The following is a 17320-nucleotide window of genomic DNA, read 5'->3' as shown; positions in this document are numbered from 1 at the left end:
GCGACATGCGCATCCTCAATATCTCGGCACAAAAACCAGATAGCACTGGCAGCGGCACCTACCTTGCCGCGCTCGTACACGAGCAGATCGAGACGGGGCATCGCGCCGCCGTGCTTTGCGGCGCGGCACCGGGTGATACCCAAGGCGAGCTGGACCGGCGTGCTGCCGTGTTTGCCGTACCGTTCGAGTCGCCCGAGCTGCCGTTTCCCATCTGTGGCATGTCCGATGTCATGCCCTATCCCTCCACACGCTATCGTGATCTGACGCCTTCGATGCTCAAGGCATTTGAGCGGGCATTTGCTGCTGCAATCGATCGAGCGGTGGCTGAGTTTCGGCCCGATCTGGTGCTCTGCCATCACCTGTATCTGGTGACCGCATTGGCGCGCGAGTGCGTCCGAGGCGTGCCGGTTGTTGCCGTGTGTCATTCGACCGACCTGCGCCAGCTGCGTTCGCATACGCTCGAACGCGATCGCATCGTAAGTGCGGTTCGTCGGCTCGATGCCGTCTTTGCGCTCCATGCTGAGCAGGCTGAGCAGATTGACCTGGTGTGCGGCGTCGATGCCGATCGCATCCACGTGATTGGGACGGGCTACGACCATCGCGTCTTCTGCCGCGATGCAAGCGTGGCGAGGCAGCCGGGATCGCTTGTGTACGTGGGCAAGATTTGCTTTAAAAAGGGCGTCGAGTCGCTGGTTCGATCTGTGTCATTGCCGATTGACGATGGCGTCCGCCCATCTGGCTTGGTACTTGTGGGCGGCCGCGGGGACGATGCCGAGTACGCGCGTATCGAGCGCTTGACCGCGGCCTCGGATGTGCCGGTGACGCTGGCGGGGCGCCTGGATAGCGATGGGCTCGTGCGTGCCTACCGCAGTTCCGACGTCTTTGTGCTGCCTTCGTTTTACGAGGGTCTGCCGCTCGTGACGATCGAGGCCCTCGCGTGCGGCTGCAAAGTTGTGGCGACCGATTTGCCCGGCGTTCGTCCCTGGATGGAGGCGATGCTTCCCGGTGCTCCCGTGACGTGGGTGGCGTCGCCGCGTATGACGGATGTCGACACGCCCGTGGCGGCCGACCTTCCGTTGTTTGAGCGCGCACTGGCAGATGCTATCGCGCAGGCGCTTGCGGCGCCGCTTTCGACGTTCGAGCCGTCGGCGGTCTCTTGGGAAGCGTGCCTGGCGCGTATACTTAAAGTCGTTGATTTGTTGGAAGGGGGTTCGTATGGCTAAGGACACCATGAGGCTCACGTCCATGACGGCCGCGAGCGGTTGAGCCGCTAAGTTGGCTCCCGGAGCCCTCGCCCAGGTCCTGGGCGACTTACCCAATGTGCATAACGACAACTTGCTCGTGGGGTTCGATACCTCCGACGATGCGAGCGTCTTCCGCGTAGGGGAGAACCTGGGGCTCGTGCAGTCCATCGACTTCTTCCCACCGATGGTCGATGACCCGTTCCTGTTTGGCCAGATTGCTGCGGCCAACTCGCTGTCGGACATCTACGCCATGGGCGGGCGGCCGAGCCATGCCATGAACCTGCTTTGCATACCCAGTTGCCTGGGCGTTGAAGTTGCCGGGCAGATTTTGGCGGGTGGCGCCGATAAGTGCGTCGAGGCGGGTTGCTCCATCGCGGGCGGCCACACCATCAACGACGACGAGCCCAAGTACGGTCTGTCCGTGAGCGGTTTTGTGCCACTCGACCACATGCTCGCCAACAGCGGCGCACGCGTGGGCGATGTTCTGCTGCTGACCAAGGCGATCGGCTCGGGCATCATCACCACGGCCATTAAGGGCGAGCTCATCGAGCAGGACGAGGCCGCAGCCATGTTTGACTCGATGCGTACCCTCAACGAGGCCCCGATTCGCCTGGCCGAGGGACTCGAGCTTCACGGCTGCACCGACATCACGGGCTTTGGCCTGATCGGGCATGCGTGCGAGATGGCCGAGGGTTCGGGCGTGCAGATTGAACTTGCGTCGGGGGCGGTGCCGCTCTTTGACCAGGTGCTCGATATGGCGCGTCTGGGCATTATTCCTGCCGGTGCCTACCGCAACCAGGACTTCTTTGGCCCGCGCGTGGCTGTCGACGAGGACCTGGAGCCGGGTATGTTGGATGCGCTGTACGATCCGCAGACCTCGGGCGGTTTGCTCATCGCGGCGCCTGCTGCCGATGTGGATGGGCTTGCGCGTCGCCTGCATGCCGAGGGGCGCATCGCGGCCGTTGTCGGGCGCGTGTTCGAGGTAGCGCCGGGTGGTCCTGCCGTTCGCGTTGTGCGTTAAGAAAAACTGTCTATGCGACCGCCCGTCTATCCGGGCGGTCTCTTTCGAAAGGATGTAGCTATGTCTACCAAGATTGAAGTCAATGCCATGGGCGATGCCTGCCCGCTGCCCGTCGTCAAGACGCTTAAGGCACTCAAACAGCTTGACGGCGAGGGTGCCGTGGTGACCTCGGTCGATAACGAGACCGCCGTCAAGAACATCTCCAAGATGGCGCAGGAGAAGGGCTGCACGGCCTCGGTCGAGAAGATCTCGGACGTCGAGTGGCACGTGGCTGTCGCGACCGCTGGTGCCGTGGCCGTTGCGGACCCCGAGCAGGACGGTGCGGCTTTCTGCGACGCCAGCGCCGGCAAGGGTAAACTCGTCATTTCCGTCTACACCGATTGCATGGGTCGTGGCGACGACGAACTGGGGCACAAGCTCATGAAGGCGTTTATCTTCGCCGTGACGCAGCAGGAGGAGCTGCCCGCGACCATGCTGTTCTACAACGGCGGCGCCAAGCTCACCGTTGAGGGCTCGCCGGTGCTCGACGACCTGAAGGGCCTGGCCGAGCAGGGTGTCGAGATTCTCACTTGTGGTACCTGCCTCGACCACTATGGCATTAAAGACCAGCTTGCGGTGGGCGAGGTCACCAACATGTACGTGATCGTGGAGAAGATGGAGCAGGCCGTGCGCGTCGTGCGCCCGTAGCGTATTGGTTGGAGTTGCCATGAGGGAGAAGCGCCCGGCGCTTGTCATCACGTTTCCCACCACGGCGGCCGCCATGGGCTGCGAGTCCCTGTGCATCGAGCGCGGCCTTCCCGGGCGAACGATTCCCGTGCCCGGGGAGGTCGCTGCCGGCTGTGGTCTGGCGTGGAAGGCGTTGCCTGCCGATGAGGAGCTGCTGCGCGGCGAACTCGCCGCGGCGGGCGTTCCCACCGAGGGCTATACCGTGATTGATATGTGGGAGGTCGTGCGATGATCTACCTGGATAACGCGGCGACGACCATGCACAAGCCGCAGACGGTCATCGATGCCGTGACGCAGGCGATGTGCTCGCTCGGCAATGCCGGGCGCGGCGCCACGTCGGGTGCCCTCGATGCCGCTCGTACGATTCACGGTTGCCGTGCCAAGCTCGCGCGCCTTTTAGGTTGCCCGAGGGCGGACCATGTGTGCTTTACGCCCAACTCTACGGCGGCGCTCAACACCGCCATCTGTGGCGTGGTGCGCCCCGGCGACCGCGTGGTCACGACGGTGCTCGAGCACAACTCCGTGCTGCGTCCGCTCAACCGCCTGGCAGCGGAGCGGGGTGTGACCGTTGAGCATGCGGGCTGTGACGCGAACGGCGTGCTCGACTATGACGAGCTCGAGCGGCTGGTCACGCCCGGTACGCGTGCCGTGGTGGTGACGCATGCCTCTAATGTGACCGGCAACGCGGTCGACATTGCGCGCGTGGCTGCCATCGCCCATGCGGTCGGCGCGTTGGTGATCGTCGATGCCTCTCAGTCTGCCGGTACGGCGCATATCGATATGCAAGCCATGGGGTTCGACGTCGTGTGCTTTACCGGCCACAAGGGGCTCATGGGACCCCAAGGCACCGGCGGGCTGGCCGTGGCGGAGGGCATTGACGTGGCGCCGTGGGCCATGGGCGGCACGGGCGTGCACAGTTTCGATACGCTGCAGCCGCTTGAGTGGCCCACGCGCCTTGAGGCGGGCACGCTCAACGGCCACGGCATCGCGGGCCTTTCTGCCGGCCTCGACTTTATCGAGGCCCAGGGTGGGGTCGAGGCGATTGCTGCCCACGAGCGTGCGCTCGCCGATCGCTTCCTTGCCGGTGTGTGCGAGATTCCGGGGATTAAGCTCTACGGTGCCTTTGACCAGCCGGCGCACTCTGCGATCGTGTCGCTCAACGTGGGTGATATCGACTCTGCCGAGATCTCGGACGCGCTCATGCAAGGGTGGGGGATTGCGACGCGCCCCGGCGCCCATTGCGCTCCGCTCATGCACCGTGCGTTGGGAACCGAGCGCCAGGGCGTGGTTCGGTTCTCGTTTGGTTACTTCAACACGGCCGAGGAAGTCAACATGGCGATTGAGGCTCTGCGCGATTTGAGCTGCGATTAGACCAACCTTTTGCGCCCTTAGATAAACCGTTTACGCTACCTTCCCGTATTGTCGCTTATACAGGGTAATGTGAAATGATGGCCCACACTGGGACTCTGTATCTTTGCGAATTGCGGGAAGGTTCCTATGAACAGGATCACTGCTGCCCTCTATAGGTTTTTGGTTGTCTATCTTTCGGTTGCGATGGTCGTGACCTCGATACCCCTTGCGCCCCGCGCGGCCTATGCCGATGATGCCGGGGCGGTCGCCGTCGAGAGCGAGGCCCAAGAGTCCGACTCGAGCTCTGACGCTGATGTCGATGCGGTCGATAACGCGTCGTCTTCGAGCGAGGGCAGCTCATCCACAACTTCCGACCAAACGAATAACGCTCAGGACGAATCGTCCAGCTCGGATACCAGCACTTCCACGTCGAGCTTGGCCCAAGACCTTTCGAGCTCCGCGACCAACTCCGATGCTGCAAAGAGCTTGGCTGCTACGGCGGAACCCTCGTCCGATGACAGCGAAGTCGATTCCCTCGTGTATGAGGACCCAACGGTCTATGAGTATGCCAAGCTTATGCCGAACGGCTATGTGTATCCGTGTGATGCAAGCGGAAACGTTACGGTAGAGATCGATGGAAACGACCCGTATGAGAACTCTGTCGATGGTAAATTGGCGACCAACCTGATCGTTGATTACGGAGTGGATGGGGTCCCCGGATATATTTGTGAGTACTCCTCCAGTCTGCGCTCGGTACGTTTTGAGAACAGCTCTATTTCTTCAATTGGACTACACGCCTTTTCTGGTTGCTCGAATCTCGCCGATATCAGTTTTTCCGGCATGACCATTGGGGGCATCGGAACAGAGGCGTTTTCTGGGTGCGGATCGCTTACGAGCCTGAACATTAATGACGTTGCTACCATCGGCTCTATGGGCGATGCCGCGTTTGCCTGGAGCGGGCTGCGATCTACGGGTCTCGACAAGGTCGTTGGTCTCAGTTCGATTCCTGAGAACGCTTATAATGGCTGCAGCGCTCTGACCGATACCGGTCTGGGAGGGAACGCATCTATCACATCAATCGGCGTTAATGCGTTCAAAAACTGCTCTCGCCTTGCGACGACGGGACTCGAGAACAATACGACGATCAAGACGCTCCGCGAAGGTTGTTTCTCCGGGACCAATATGAGCGGCGGGCTGACGCTGCCCCTTTATTCCAAGATCGAGGAACTGCCGGGTCGTGCGTTCTATGGCTCTAAGCTTGAAACTGTGTACTTTGGATGCGACCATGTGGTGCTCATTAATTCCACCACGTTCCCCAAGCAAAACATGACTGTCATGGTCCCTGCCAAGATGGTTTCGCAATACGCAAGCGGTCGCCCCAAAGAGGTTTGGGAGAGTTGCAATGGCAGCCTGCCCGTCCCCGTGGGCAAGATGCTTCAAAAGATTAAGGTCTCGCGTGATCCCGACAAGATGGCCTATCGGCAGGGTGACACCATTTCGCTCGAGGGCATGAGCGTCACGTTTCAATATCCTCATTCGACGATGGATAGCGACTACGAAGCGCTCATAAAGGACGAACTCGGCGAATACCTTACGGCGACCCCCTGCGATGGTGATGTCTTCGACGAGTCGATGGACGGAGAACCTATACAGCTCGTGTACGACGATGGCTACACGCGCCTTGTCGCGTACAGCAAGGGCAACCTGCAGCAGGCGGCCTACGAGTATGCCAAGCTCATGCCCAACTACTATCTGTATCCGTGCGACGCAAGCGGAAATCTTACAGTAGAAATCGATGAGAACAGCCCGCGCGAGAACTCCGTCGACGGTCGAATGGTAACGAATTTGATTGTCGATTACGGGGTGGATGAAGTCGACGCACAGCTCTGTGCCGACTCTACCAATCTGCGTTCAGTGCGCTTTGAGAACACTTCCATTTCCAAAATCGGATTGCACGCCTTCTATAACTGCCCGAATCTCACCGATATCAGCCTTTCCGGTATGACCATCGGCACCATCGGGAAAGAGGCATTCTATGGCTGCAAGTCGCTTGCGAGCCTGAACATCAGCGAGACTACTACCATTGGCTCGATGGGCTATGCCGCGTTTGCCGGCAGTGGGCTGGTGTCCACGGGGCTCGACAAGGTTGTCGGCCTCACATCGATTCCCGACAGAGCCTACGAAGGCTGCAAGGCTCTGACCGATACCGGCCTGGACAAGAATGCCTCCATTACATCGATTGGCGTTTGCGCGTTCAGGTTCTGCTCGAACCTTGCTACCACAGGGCTCGAGAGCAACACAACGGTCGAAACGCTTGGCCACACCTGCTTCTACGGCACCGACTTGAGCGGCGGGCTGACGCTGCCATATAACTCCAAGATCGAGGAGTTGCCGGAAAAGGCGTTTGGCAGTACCAATCTCGAGACCGTGTTCTTTGGGTGCAACCATGCGGTGCTCATTAACACCGACACGTTCCCCAAATACAACATGACCGTCATGGTCCCCGCAAAGATGATTCCAAAGTACAGCAAGGGAGAGCCCAAGGCTGTTTGGGAGAGGTGCAACGGCTGCCTGCCCGTCCCGGTGGGCAAGGTGCTCGAGAACGTTGAGATCTCATGCGACCCCAACAACATGACCTATGAGCCGGGGGACACCATTTCGCTCGAGGGCATGAGCGTCGAGCTCGATTACCCGCATTCGGTATCGATTTGGGACTACGAGGCGCTCATAAAGGAAGAACTGGGTGAGTACCTAACGGCAACTCCCCGTGACGGCGACGTCTTCGACGAGTCGATGGACGGACAACCCGTAAAGCTCGTGTATGACGACGGCTATTCACATTTTGAAACCCAGACCAAGGGCACGCTACAGCTTAAGAAGCCTGAGCCGACGTCGTTCCAGATCTCCTATGCCCAAACGATCGATAAAGGCGAACACAAACTGATGGACGGCGTTGAGCTGCCCGATGTTTCCGGCGCGACGACGATCGATGCGGGCGCCGAGGTCACGCTCGATGCCGGTGCTTTGGGGATGCTCAATGACAACATCACGTTTAAGGGCTGGTATGACACCGAGTCCGGCAAGTACATCTCCAAGGAAGCGGTTTGCACGTTTACGCCAGATAAGGACCTGCCCCTGGAGGCTCGCTTTAAGCTCAAGGACTATGCGGTGCATGCCAACGATGCGCAGGCGACCGACTCGTCGCAGGACTTTGCGCACCTGAGCGTTACCGCGCAAAACTGCTATCGCAATGCCGGCGAGACGGTTGAGCTTTCCGCCGCCACGGATAACGCTCTCTTCCTGGGCTGGTATCTGGGCGAGGGCGATGATGCGTATGCCGTGAGCGATCAGCTCGACTTTACTTATACGGTGGACAAGGCAGATGCGATTGTGCCCGAGGACAAGACTGACGCTAGGATCGAGATCACTCCGCGCTACTGCGCTCCGCAGGCGAACGTTGTGCTGAGTGTGGACGGGGTCGATGAGAACGGGCAGCCGCTCGGACAGTTCCTCTCTACCGGTCTGTACGGTATCGGGTCGCGCGTAACGGTCGTGGCGGTGCCAATGCCTGGCTATGTGTTTGACTACGCGACCGATGCCCTCGGCAACGTTGTCTTTACCGGCGACGATGGTCCGTCCTACACGTTTGTGCTCGAGGGGGATGTGCAGTACACCGCGCATTTCCGCGAGGCGACTGACCCCGACGAGTCACTCGCGGCGCTTAAGGCCGCGCTCATCGCCGCGATTACGGCTGCGGCCGTTCTCGCTACCATGTATGGCTTGGGCGAGATCGTCGACCCCATCGCGGCCGATGCAGTGATTGAGATCGGTATGGCCGACAACATCGAGGATGTTGCCGCTGTGGGCACCAAGGTGCTCAAGGAGATTAAGGACATCATCGACGACCACAAGAAGCCCAAGCCTCATGGCGACCATAAGATTGAAATAATTGCCACCGCGCAGCCCGAGGCGGGCGGCGTCGTTACCGGAGGCGGTATCCACTATGAGGGGACGGTCGCCACGCTCGAGGCTGTCGCAAATCCCGGCTATCGCTTCGTATGTTGGAAAGAGAACGGCGTCGAGGTCTCGACATCTCCTCTCAAGACGATGACGATCACGGACCGGACGCCCGAGGTCGTAAAAATGACGGCCGTTTTCGAGAAAAAAGTCGAGATTACGGCGGTTGCCGAAGCCGATGGCATTCAGGCCGATTTTTCGACAGGCTGCACCGCAAGCCCCGTAAAGCAGAGCATTACGCGTGGCGATCAGGCTATGGTCACCGCGAGTGAGGGTCCTGACTATGCCTTTGTGGGATGGTTTGAGGACGGCATCGAGGTTTCGCCCGAGCGCACGTATATCTTCAAGGCCGAGGTCGACCGCCATCTGGTTGCGCGCTTCCGCAAGGCGGATAAGACCATCCTGGTGAATACCGATCCCTTCGACAGCGCCGAGGTTCTGCGCGATGGCGTACCGGTCGTGGACGGCAAGGTTCGCGCGAAGGATGGCGACATTCTCACGTTTACGATGCGGCCCAAGGTGCGCCCCGACAATCCAGAGAAAACGTACCGGTTTGTAGAGTGGCGCGAAACCGATGCGCAGGGCATCACGATTGCCAACAAGCAGGAAGTTTGCGAATACCGCGTTAACGGGAATGCCCGAATTGAGGCTGTAATGGACGGCAGGGATGCGCATACTGTGCGTGCCGAGGCTGACCCGCTCGAGGGCGGCACCGTTACGCTGAAGCGCGGCGAGACTGCCGGCATGGTTCTCGAGGTCCCCGAGGGTGAGCGCGTGACCGCGGAGGCTACGCCATCCGAGGGCTATATCTTTGACGGTTGGTATCTGAGCAATGGTGGCTCGGATACTACGTCGACGCTGGTTTCGAGCGAGCGTTCGTATACCTTTGAGCCCATTACCGACTGCGTGGTCCAGGCGAAGTTTACGCGTGCCTGCAAGGTGGACGTTGTCGTTGAGCCGGCCGCGGCCATGGCGGGCAAATATATGGTGCACGGTGAGGGCTACTGCATGAAGGGCGAGCCTGCCACGCTGAGCATTGAGCTCACGGCGGAGGCGAGCAAACAATTTACCTTTAAGGGCTGGTACGACGCCAAGACGGACCTGCTTTTGGGTACCGACCCCAGCTATCTCGAGTTCTATCCCGAGGACGTGGAATGCACCGTGCGCGCGGTGTTTGAGGAAAATACCTATACCGTGACGGCGAAGGCCAAGAAGACCTTTGTGGAGCGCGGTACGGTTGAGATTGAGGGGCACCCGGGGGTATCTTCGGTTGCCTGCGGATATGGCGACACGGTGATGCTCAAGGCGCAGGCCAATGACGGCTACCGCTTTGACCATTGGAAGGATGACTCCGGTAAGGAGTACGAATCTGCCGAGCTAGTCGTTAAGGTCACCAAGAGCGATACCTATACCGCGATCTTTACCGACTCAAAACCCGAGGTCATGGTCACGGCCGATTCGTGGCTCGGCGGTACCGTGACGTGTAATGGGACCGTGGTGAAGCCTACGACCGATACGTTCAAATTAGGGGAGACCCTTCATCTGACGGCTAAGGCCCATCCTGGTTTTTTGTTCTGGGGTTGGTACGTCAATGGTCGCCTGAAGAGCCTTAAGCACGAGACCTCGTTGGTTGCGAAGGCTCGCGGTAAAACCGGACACTGCGTTATTACCGCGGCCTTTGTGCCGATCGATACCGTCTGCGTGCCTCTCGCCGATCCTGCGGAGGGCGGCACCGTCAAGGCGAGCCGAATCCTTGCCGACCGCGGCGCGGAGGTTGCCCTTAAGGCGACGCCCAATCCCGGTTACGTCTTTACTGGTTGGTATACGGCCGACGGCACGTTTGAGTCTGCCGATGCGGAGTTCACCTGCCACCAGGAACGCAGCCATGTGCACGTCGCTCGCTTTATGGCAAAAAGCTATGAAGTCGACGCCACGGCGGTAGTCGATTCCGGCACCGGTTCGCTGGTCGAATCGAGCGTCGCCGGCTGGGTCGAGGGCACAGGTACCGTTGAGGCGGGGCATGCCGCCACGCTGACCGCGCATGCGCTTTCGGGCTATGCGTTTGGGTATTGGGCCGATGCCTCGGGCGCCGTGGTAAGCCGCGACATCACCTATCACGTGGTGCCGACGTCTGACACGGCGCTCCAGGCCGTGTTCTCGGCAAAACAATATACGGTGGACGTCTCGTGTGAAGAGAGCATGGGCACGGTCGAGGGCGCGGGGGCGTATGCCGCTGGACAGGTCGTAACCGTGCGTGCGGTCGCCGCCGAGGATACGGCTTTTGTGGGCTGGTTCCGTAACGGCACATGCGTGAGCTCCAAGAAAACCTATCGATTTACCGTGCGTGAGGATACGTCGCTCTATGCCGTCTTTGCGTCGGGTTCGTATGTCGTGCATACCGTTGCTTCGCCTGCCGAGGGCGGAGCCGTGAGCGGCTTTGGTGGCTATGAGGTTGACGACCGTGCGACGCTTCGCGCGATCGCCAACACTGGGTATTCGTTTGCGGGCTGGACGGACGGCAAGGGCGAGACAGTCAGCGAGAACGCCGACTATACCGTTAAGGTTACGGGCGACGCTACCTACACGGCGACCTTTGCGCCTAAGTCCTATCAGGTCGTTTTGAGCGCAAGTGACGATGGCGTGGGCACCCTGAGCGGCGAGGGCTCCTATCAATTCGGTGATACGGTCGAACTCAACGCTACGCCTATGGGAGCCAAACGTTTTGTCGGCTGGTATGTCCTGGATGCCGAGGGCAACAAGTCGCTGCTGAGCTGCGACGCCCATTGTTGGGTTAAGCTCGACAAGGATATGGTCGAGGGGCTCGAGGACGATACGTTGGAGCTCCAGGCCGTGTTTGCCGATCCGTACGAGGTGACCGTTACGGGCGAGGTCGTGGTGAAGGACAAGGCTTCGAACAGGGGCTGCCGTGTTACGGGCGGCGGTAGCTTTGCCGTGGGCGATCGGGTGGAACTGGCCGCTGTTGCCGGTATGGGCTATCGCTTTGTGGGCTGGAGCACCGATAGGGAGGGCACCTCGATTGTCGAGACCGCGACGACCCTCGATGTGACCGCCGCGCAGGACATAACGTACTACGCGCAGTTCGAATCCGATGGACAAGTGACCATCAGCGTCACGGGGTCGTCCATCTTCCGTGGTACGGCCCTTCTGGTCGACGGCATTCCTGCCGGTAGCAGGTCGTACGACAGGGGTGACATGTTTATGGCCATCGCGATCCCGTGGAAGAAGTACCACTTCTCGCATTGGGTCGACGATGCGGGTGTTACGGTGAGCTACAGCGCTTTCTATATCGGTACCGCCAAGGAGAATAAGCAGCTTACGGCCGTGTTCTACGAGACGGGCTGCGATGTTCAGGTCGCTACGTATCCCAAGGACGCGGGCTTTAGCATGGTTGCGCTTGGTACCGGCGGCTCCTACCACTCCGCGGCGATTATGTTTACCGTGCCGCACGAGGGTTGGAAGTTTAAATACTGGGTCGACGAGAACGGCATGCCTGTGGGCGCCACGCCGGTGATCAACCGTGTAGTGTTTGGCAACCGTACTTTTACGGCCGTTTATGAGCGGGCGTCGATGACGGTTACGGCGGTGGATTCGCGTCAGGGCGGACACGTCGAGGGTTCCTCCGAGGACGAATCTCTGGGCTATGCCGTGACCAACGAAGTCGAGAACGGTGAGTCCACGACCCTGACTGCCGTTCCCGATGCGGGGTATGTGTTTGATGGGTGGTATGCGCGCAATGATGACGGGTCGTTGGGCGATGAGCCGCTGAGCACGGATGCTACCTGGACGTTTGTCCCCGGGGACAACATGACCGTCGAGGCGCGCTTTGCGGAGGCGCCTAAGTACAAGGTGACGGCCCGAGCGGTCAACGGATCGGTTGATTCGGAGTCTGCTTTGGTCGCTACGGATGGTAAGGTGACGCTTTCGGCGACGCCCGATGAGGGCTGCTACCTGCCGCGCGTGACCGTTGCCGAAGAGGCCGGTGATGATGGTTCGGCCGGTAATGCCTATGACCTTGATATTTCTGACTATAAGGGCGGGGCGTACGAGGTCACACTGAGTGGCGTGAGCGCTCCGCAGCAGGTCACGTTTGAATTCGCGAAGGCTGCGGCTCCGGAGGTGCTCGCTCAGCCGCAGGATGCGAGTGCTTACGAGGGTGATCCGGTTGAGCTTTCGGTCGTCGCCGAGGCGGGGCGCAACGTTCGCGTCCATGCGGCCGTGTCTCCTGGATCCGCTGCAGACGCCAAGCTGAGCTACCAGTGGTATCGCGTGTCTGACGATGGCGGCAAGGCGGTGGCGCTGAAGAGCGAGACGAGGAAGACTCTTTCGATCGCCCAGCTCGACAGCGACGGCGAAGGCGAGTACTTCTGCCGCATTACGCAGAACTACCTGGGCACGGTGACAAAGACGGATACCGAACATGCGAAGGTATCCATCGTGCCCCGAGAAGCACTTGTGTTTAATGGGCGTGTGCTGCCGGTGGCGACCGCTCATGATGAGTACCGTGCAGAGATTGCCGGCGCTACGGGCGGCAAGGCACCGTATGCGTACAACTTGGATGATGTTGAGGTTCCTGAGGGCATGCAGCTGACGCTGGCAGATGACGGATCGGGCGCCTTGGTGCTCTCGGGCGTGCCTGCGGCTACGGGTGTTTGTCGCTTTAAGATTTCGTGCACCGATGACCTGGGCGACAAGTGCGATGCACACTTCGCGCTGCTCGTGAAGGCGAAGAAAGCCCCGCTTGCATTTGAGGGCCAGACCTTTACCTACAACGCGACGGCGCAGGCCCCGGAACTTTTGGGCGTGCCCGAGGGTTGCGAGGACGATGTCAAACTGACCTATGTTGGCACGGGTGACACACATTACTCGTCGGATCAGGCGCCGGTGGATGCCGGCACGTATCGTGCGGTGGCGACGCTCGACGCCAAGGGATATGTTGGTAATTCCTCCTGTGACTTCACGATCGAGAAGGCCCCGGTCGATATTTCGATCGAGACGTCTGATGTGACATACGATGGCGCACGACACGTTGCGGCGGTTGCGGTTGCCGGTCTTGATACGTCTGCCTATTCCGTTGCCTATCGCGGTATAGATGGAACGTCCTATGGTCCGACGGCGCTGGAGCCGTGCGACAGTGGCAACTACCGCGTCACGGTTACGGTGACTGACCCCAACTATCAGGGTAAAAAGTCCGCCGAGTTCTCGATTGCAAAGGCAAGCCAGGTTATTACGGGAACGACGAGCTATTCGGGTGTATACGGTGGAGACCCCATTGTGTTTAACAACGTTGCCCAGACTCCCGTGAGCTTTGAGCTGGTCGATTCCGATGACGATGCGAGCCCGGTTTCGATTAAGGGACGCTGCGCGACGGTGAAGGCTGCCGGTACGGCACGTGTTGTCGCCCATGCCGCTGCCTCGCGTAACTATCTTGCTGCCGAAGACGTTGAACTGACGGTTGCTGTTGCACCGGCTCAGCTGCTGGTGAAGGTCGACGATGCCGAGCGCTTTGAGGGTCAGAAGAACCCCGAGTTTACCTCCAGCTTGGTGAGTCGTTGCGACACGTCGGACGTAAAGGTTACGTACTTCTGCTCGGCGAATGAGAAATCGCCGGCGGGTGAGTACCAGATCGACGCGGCGGTCGCCGATCCGAACTTTGATGTCGCGGTCGACCCCGGCACGCTGACGGTCAAGAAGAAGCCCGAGCACTACAAGGTGACGGCGAAGGCAGTCAACGGTTCGGTCGACAATGCTTTGGTTTCGGTTGTTGAGGGCGGGGACGCGACCCTCTCGGCGACGCCCGACGAGGGCTGCTACCTCGAGCGCGTGACGGTCGTGCAGGCCGGCTCGGATGCGACCGTTGACCTCGACATTTCTGATTACAAGGGCGGGGCGTACGAGGTCACGCTGAGCGATGTCACCGCATCGCAGGAGGTCACGTTCGAGTTTGCGAAGGCGGACGCTCCGCGTGTGGTCGCGCAGCCGCAGGACGTGAGCGTCCACGAGGGCGATGCCGTCGCGCTCTCGGTCGCTGCCGAGGCAGGCAAGAACGTCGTCGACCACGCGGCCTCGTCCACGGGTTGCGCTGCCGAGGTTGAGCTTTCCTACCAGTGGTTCCGCATGGCGAATAGCAAGGCTGTGGCGCTCGATGGCGAGACGGGGGAGACGCTCTCGCTCGCGGATCTCGATGACGAGAAAGCAGGCGAGTACTTCTGCCGCATCACTCAACGCTACCTTGGTGCTGAGAAGCAGGCGGACAGTGATTGTGCTTCCGTCTCCGTCGTTGCCTGGGACACCCTTGTGTTCAACGGCGACCTGCTACCGGCAGCGAGTGCGCACGGCACGTACATCGCCACGATTGCCGATGCCGCGGGCGGCAAGGCTCCGTACGAGTACGCATGGGATGAGACGAAGCTCCCCGACGGGCTCAAGCTTTCCCGTACACCGGGCGGTCTGACGCTCTCGGGCATCCCTTCCAAGACGGGCGTTTCCGCCTTTGATATCACGTGCACGGATGCTCGTGGCGAGGCCGCGACCGCCCACTTTGCGCTCGTTGTCCAGGCAAAGCACGTAATACTTACGTTTACGGATGGCGACTATACCTTTAATGGCGCACCGCAGACGCCTGAAGTTTCCGGTGCCCCTAAGGTCTGCAAGGGCGACCTTAGGGTCTGGTACTTCGGTACCGGAAGCACGCAATATTCCTCGACGGAGGCCCCGACCGATGCCGGCACGTACCGCGCTGTCGCCACGCTGCGCAGCCACGGCTACATCGGTGCCGCTACCTGTCAGTTCGAGATCGCTCCGGCAAAGCTCAAGGTGAAGGTTGACGACGCCGAGCGCTTCGAGGGAGAGGCGAACCCAGCGTTTACCTCGAGCCTGGAGAGTGCGGTTGACACTTCGCGTGTGAAGGTCGAGTACTCCTGCGATGCCGATGAGAGCTCTCCTGCTGGCGAGTACCAGATCGGCGCGACGGTCGCCGACCCGAACTTCGATGTCGAGGTCGTGCCCGGAACGCTGACGGTGAAAAAGAAGCAGGAGCCCGTCAATCCCAACCCGGTGGTTCCGGACCCGGACAATCCGGATAACCCCGAGCCCGATAACCCGGACAAGCCAGAGCGCTTTGAGGTGACGGCAGAGGCGGTCAACGGTTCGGTTGACAACGCTTCCGTCACCGTTGATGCGGGCGGAGATGTGACGCTCTCGGCGACGCCCGACGAGGGCTGCTACCTCGAGCGAGTGACGGTCACGGAAGCCGGCTCGGACAAGGCCGTCAATCTCGATATCTCCGACTATGAGGGTGGAGCGTACGAGGTCACGCTGAGTGGCGTCACCGCGTCGCAGGAGGTCACATTCGAGTTCGTGAAGGCGGACGCTCCGAAGATGATCGCCCAGCCGCAGGATGCGAGCGCCCACGAGGGCGATGCTGCCGTGCTCTCGGTTGCTGCCGAGGCGGGCAAGGGCGTCCTCGACCACGCGTCCTCGTCCACGGGTTCCGCCGCCGATGTCGAACTTTCCTATCAATGGTTCCACATGGTGGGCGGCGGGGCCGTGGCGCTCGAGGGCGAGACGGGGGAGTCGCTCCTCATCGAGTGTCTCGATGACGATTGCGCTGGCGAGTATTTCTGCCGCGTCACTCAGCGCTATCTCGGCACCGAGGCGCAGGCGGACAGCGATCGCGCCGTCGTTTCCGTTGTGCCCCGGGATGCCCTCGTGTTCAACGGCGGTCTGCTGCCGGTCTCACGTGCGCATAGCACGTATCGCGCGACGATTTCGGGTGCCGCGGGTGGCGAAGCTCCGTACGAGTACACGTGGGACGACGCTAAGCTCCCCGACGGGTTTAAGCTCACCCGCACGGTGGGCGGTCTGACGCTCTCGGGCACCCCGTCCAAGGCCGGGGCGTCTACCTTTGACATCACGTGCAAGGACGCTCATGGCAAGACCGTGACCGCGCACTTCATTCTGGTCGTTCAGGCGAAGCGGGTCGAGCTTGCATTTGAGGGCGGCAACTTCGTCTATAGCGGTGATGCTCAATCGCCTAAGATCACGGGGGTTCCCAAGGCCTGCGAAGGTGACCTGAGGGTCGGGTATTACGGGACGGGCGGCACGCACTATTCGTCGAGTGAGGCCCCGACCGATGCCGGCACGTATCGCGCCGTTGCCACGCTGCGAAGCAACGGGTATATCGGCGCCGCCTCGCGCAAGTTCAAGATTGCGCCGGCGAAGCTTAAGGTGAAGGTCGACGATGTTGAACGCTTCGAGGGAGAGATGAATCCCGCCTTTACCTCGAGCCTAAAGAGCTCGGCGGATACCTCGGGCGTGAAGGTCGAGTACTCCTGCGTCGCCGATGAGAGTTCCCCGGCGGGCGAGTACCAGATCGGGGCGACGGTCGCCGACCCGAACTTCGATGTCACGGTTGAGCCCGGTACGCTGACGGTGAAGAAGAAGCAGGAGCCTGTCGACCCGGACCCGGTGGTTCCCGATCCGGACAAGCCCGATGGACCCGATCCGGACAAGCCGGACCCGGACAAGCCCGAGCCTGACCAGCCTGATCCGGGCAAGCCTGGGCCCGACAAACCGGAGCCTGATCAGCCGGACAAGCCGGACCCGGATAACCCGGATAAGCCTGAGCCTGACAACCCGAGCAAGCCAGAGCCGGAAAAGCCCGGAACGCCCGATTCCGACCAGCCGGATTCAAAGGATCCGACAAAACCCGGTAGTTCGGATGACTCCGCAGCTGATAAGGCAAAGGCATCGGGCGCGGAAAACTCCGGCAAGAAGGAATCTTCCAAGTCGAGCGCTCAGCAGCTCGCCGACATGGGCGATCGTGCGCCATTGGCCGTCGCCGTCGCTGCAGGCGCCGCTGCGCTTGTCGCGCTGGGGCTCGAGCTGCTGCGTCGCCGTCGCTCGGACGCGTAACGGCTCAAAAGGGGCAGCTAGATTGAAG

6 protein-coding genes are annotated in these 17320 nt (G+C 60.7%); all 6 read left to right on the top strand.

Annotated features, from left to right (window positions below):
• Positions 1-5 precede the first annotated feature (5 nt).
• The 6 genes from DW943_RS03110 to DW943_RS10445 all read left to right on the top strand — a co-directional run bounded on the left by DW943_RS03110 (position 6) and on the right by DW943_RS10445 (position 17292).
• Positions 6-1223: a glycosyltransferase family 4 protein gene (locus tag DW943_RS03110; RefSeq protein WP_147348621.1), complete on the top strand. Its 1218-nt coding sequence runs from the start codon at positions 6-8 to the stop codon at positions 1221-1223.
• Positions 1216-2265 carry a selenide, water dikinase SelD gene (selD, locus tag DW943_RS03105; RefSeq protein ID WP_117862154.1) on the top strand — a complete coding sequence of 350 codons (1050 nt, stop codon included), beginning with the start codon at positions 1216-1218 and terminating at the stop codon, positions 2263-2265. The genes DW943_RS03110 and selD overlap by 8 nt, the downstream gene beginning before the upstream one ends.
• A 60-nt stretch (positions 2266-2325) precedes the next feature.
• Positions 2326-2952 (top strand): sulfurtransferase-like selenium metabolism protein YedF, encoded by a 627-nt coding sequence (gene yedF, locus DW943_RS03100; RefSeq protein ID WP_117862153.1) that lies wholly within the window; start codon positions 2326-2328, stop codon positions 2950-2952.
• A 19-nt stretch (positions 2953-2971) separates the two neighbouring features.
• Entirely contained in the window at positions 2972-3223 is a 252-nt protein-coding gene (locus tag DW943_RS03095) for a DUF3343 domain-containing protein (RefSeq protein WP_022095212.1), read from the top strand.
• A complete protein-coding gene (locus DW943_RS03090; protein WP_117862152.1) occupies positions 3220-4362 on the top strand; it encodes an aminotransferase class V-fold PLP-dependent enzyme in 1143 nt (380 codons plus the stop codon). Before DW943_RS03095 ends, DW943_RS03090 begins: the two co-directional genes overlap by 4 nt.
• Positions 4363-4488: 126 nt before the next feature.
• Positions 4489-17292 carry a leucine-rich repeat protein gene (locus DW943_RS10445; protein ID WP_158566077.1) on the top strand — a complete coding sequence of 4268 codons (12804 nt, stop codon included), beginning with the start codon at positions 4489-4491 and terminating at the stop codon, positions 17290-17292.
• Positions 17293-17320 lie beyond the last annotated feature (28 nt).

The sequence above is a fragment of the Collinsella sp. AM44-11 genome, from assembly GCF_003467145.1.
Classification (GTDB): domain Bacteria; phylum Actinomycetota; class Coriobacteriia; order Coriobacteriales; family Coriobacteriaceae; genus Collinsella.
This window is presented reverse-complemented; position numbering and strand designations above follow the sequence as displayed.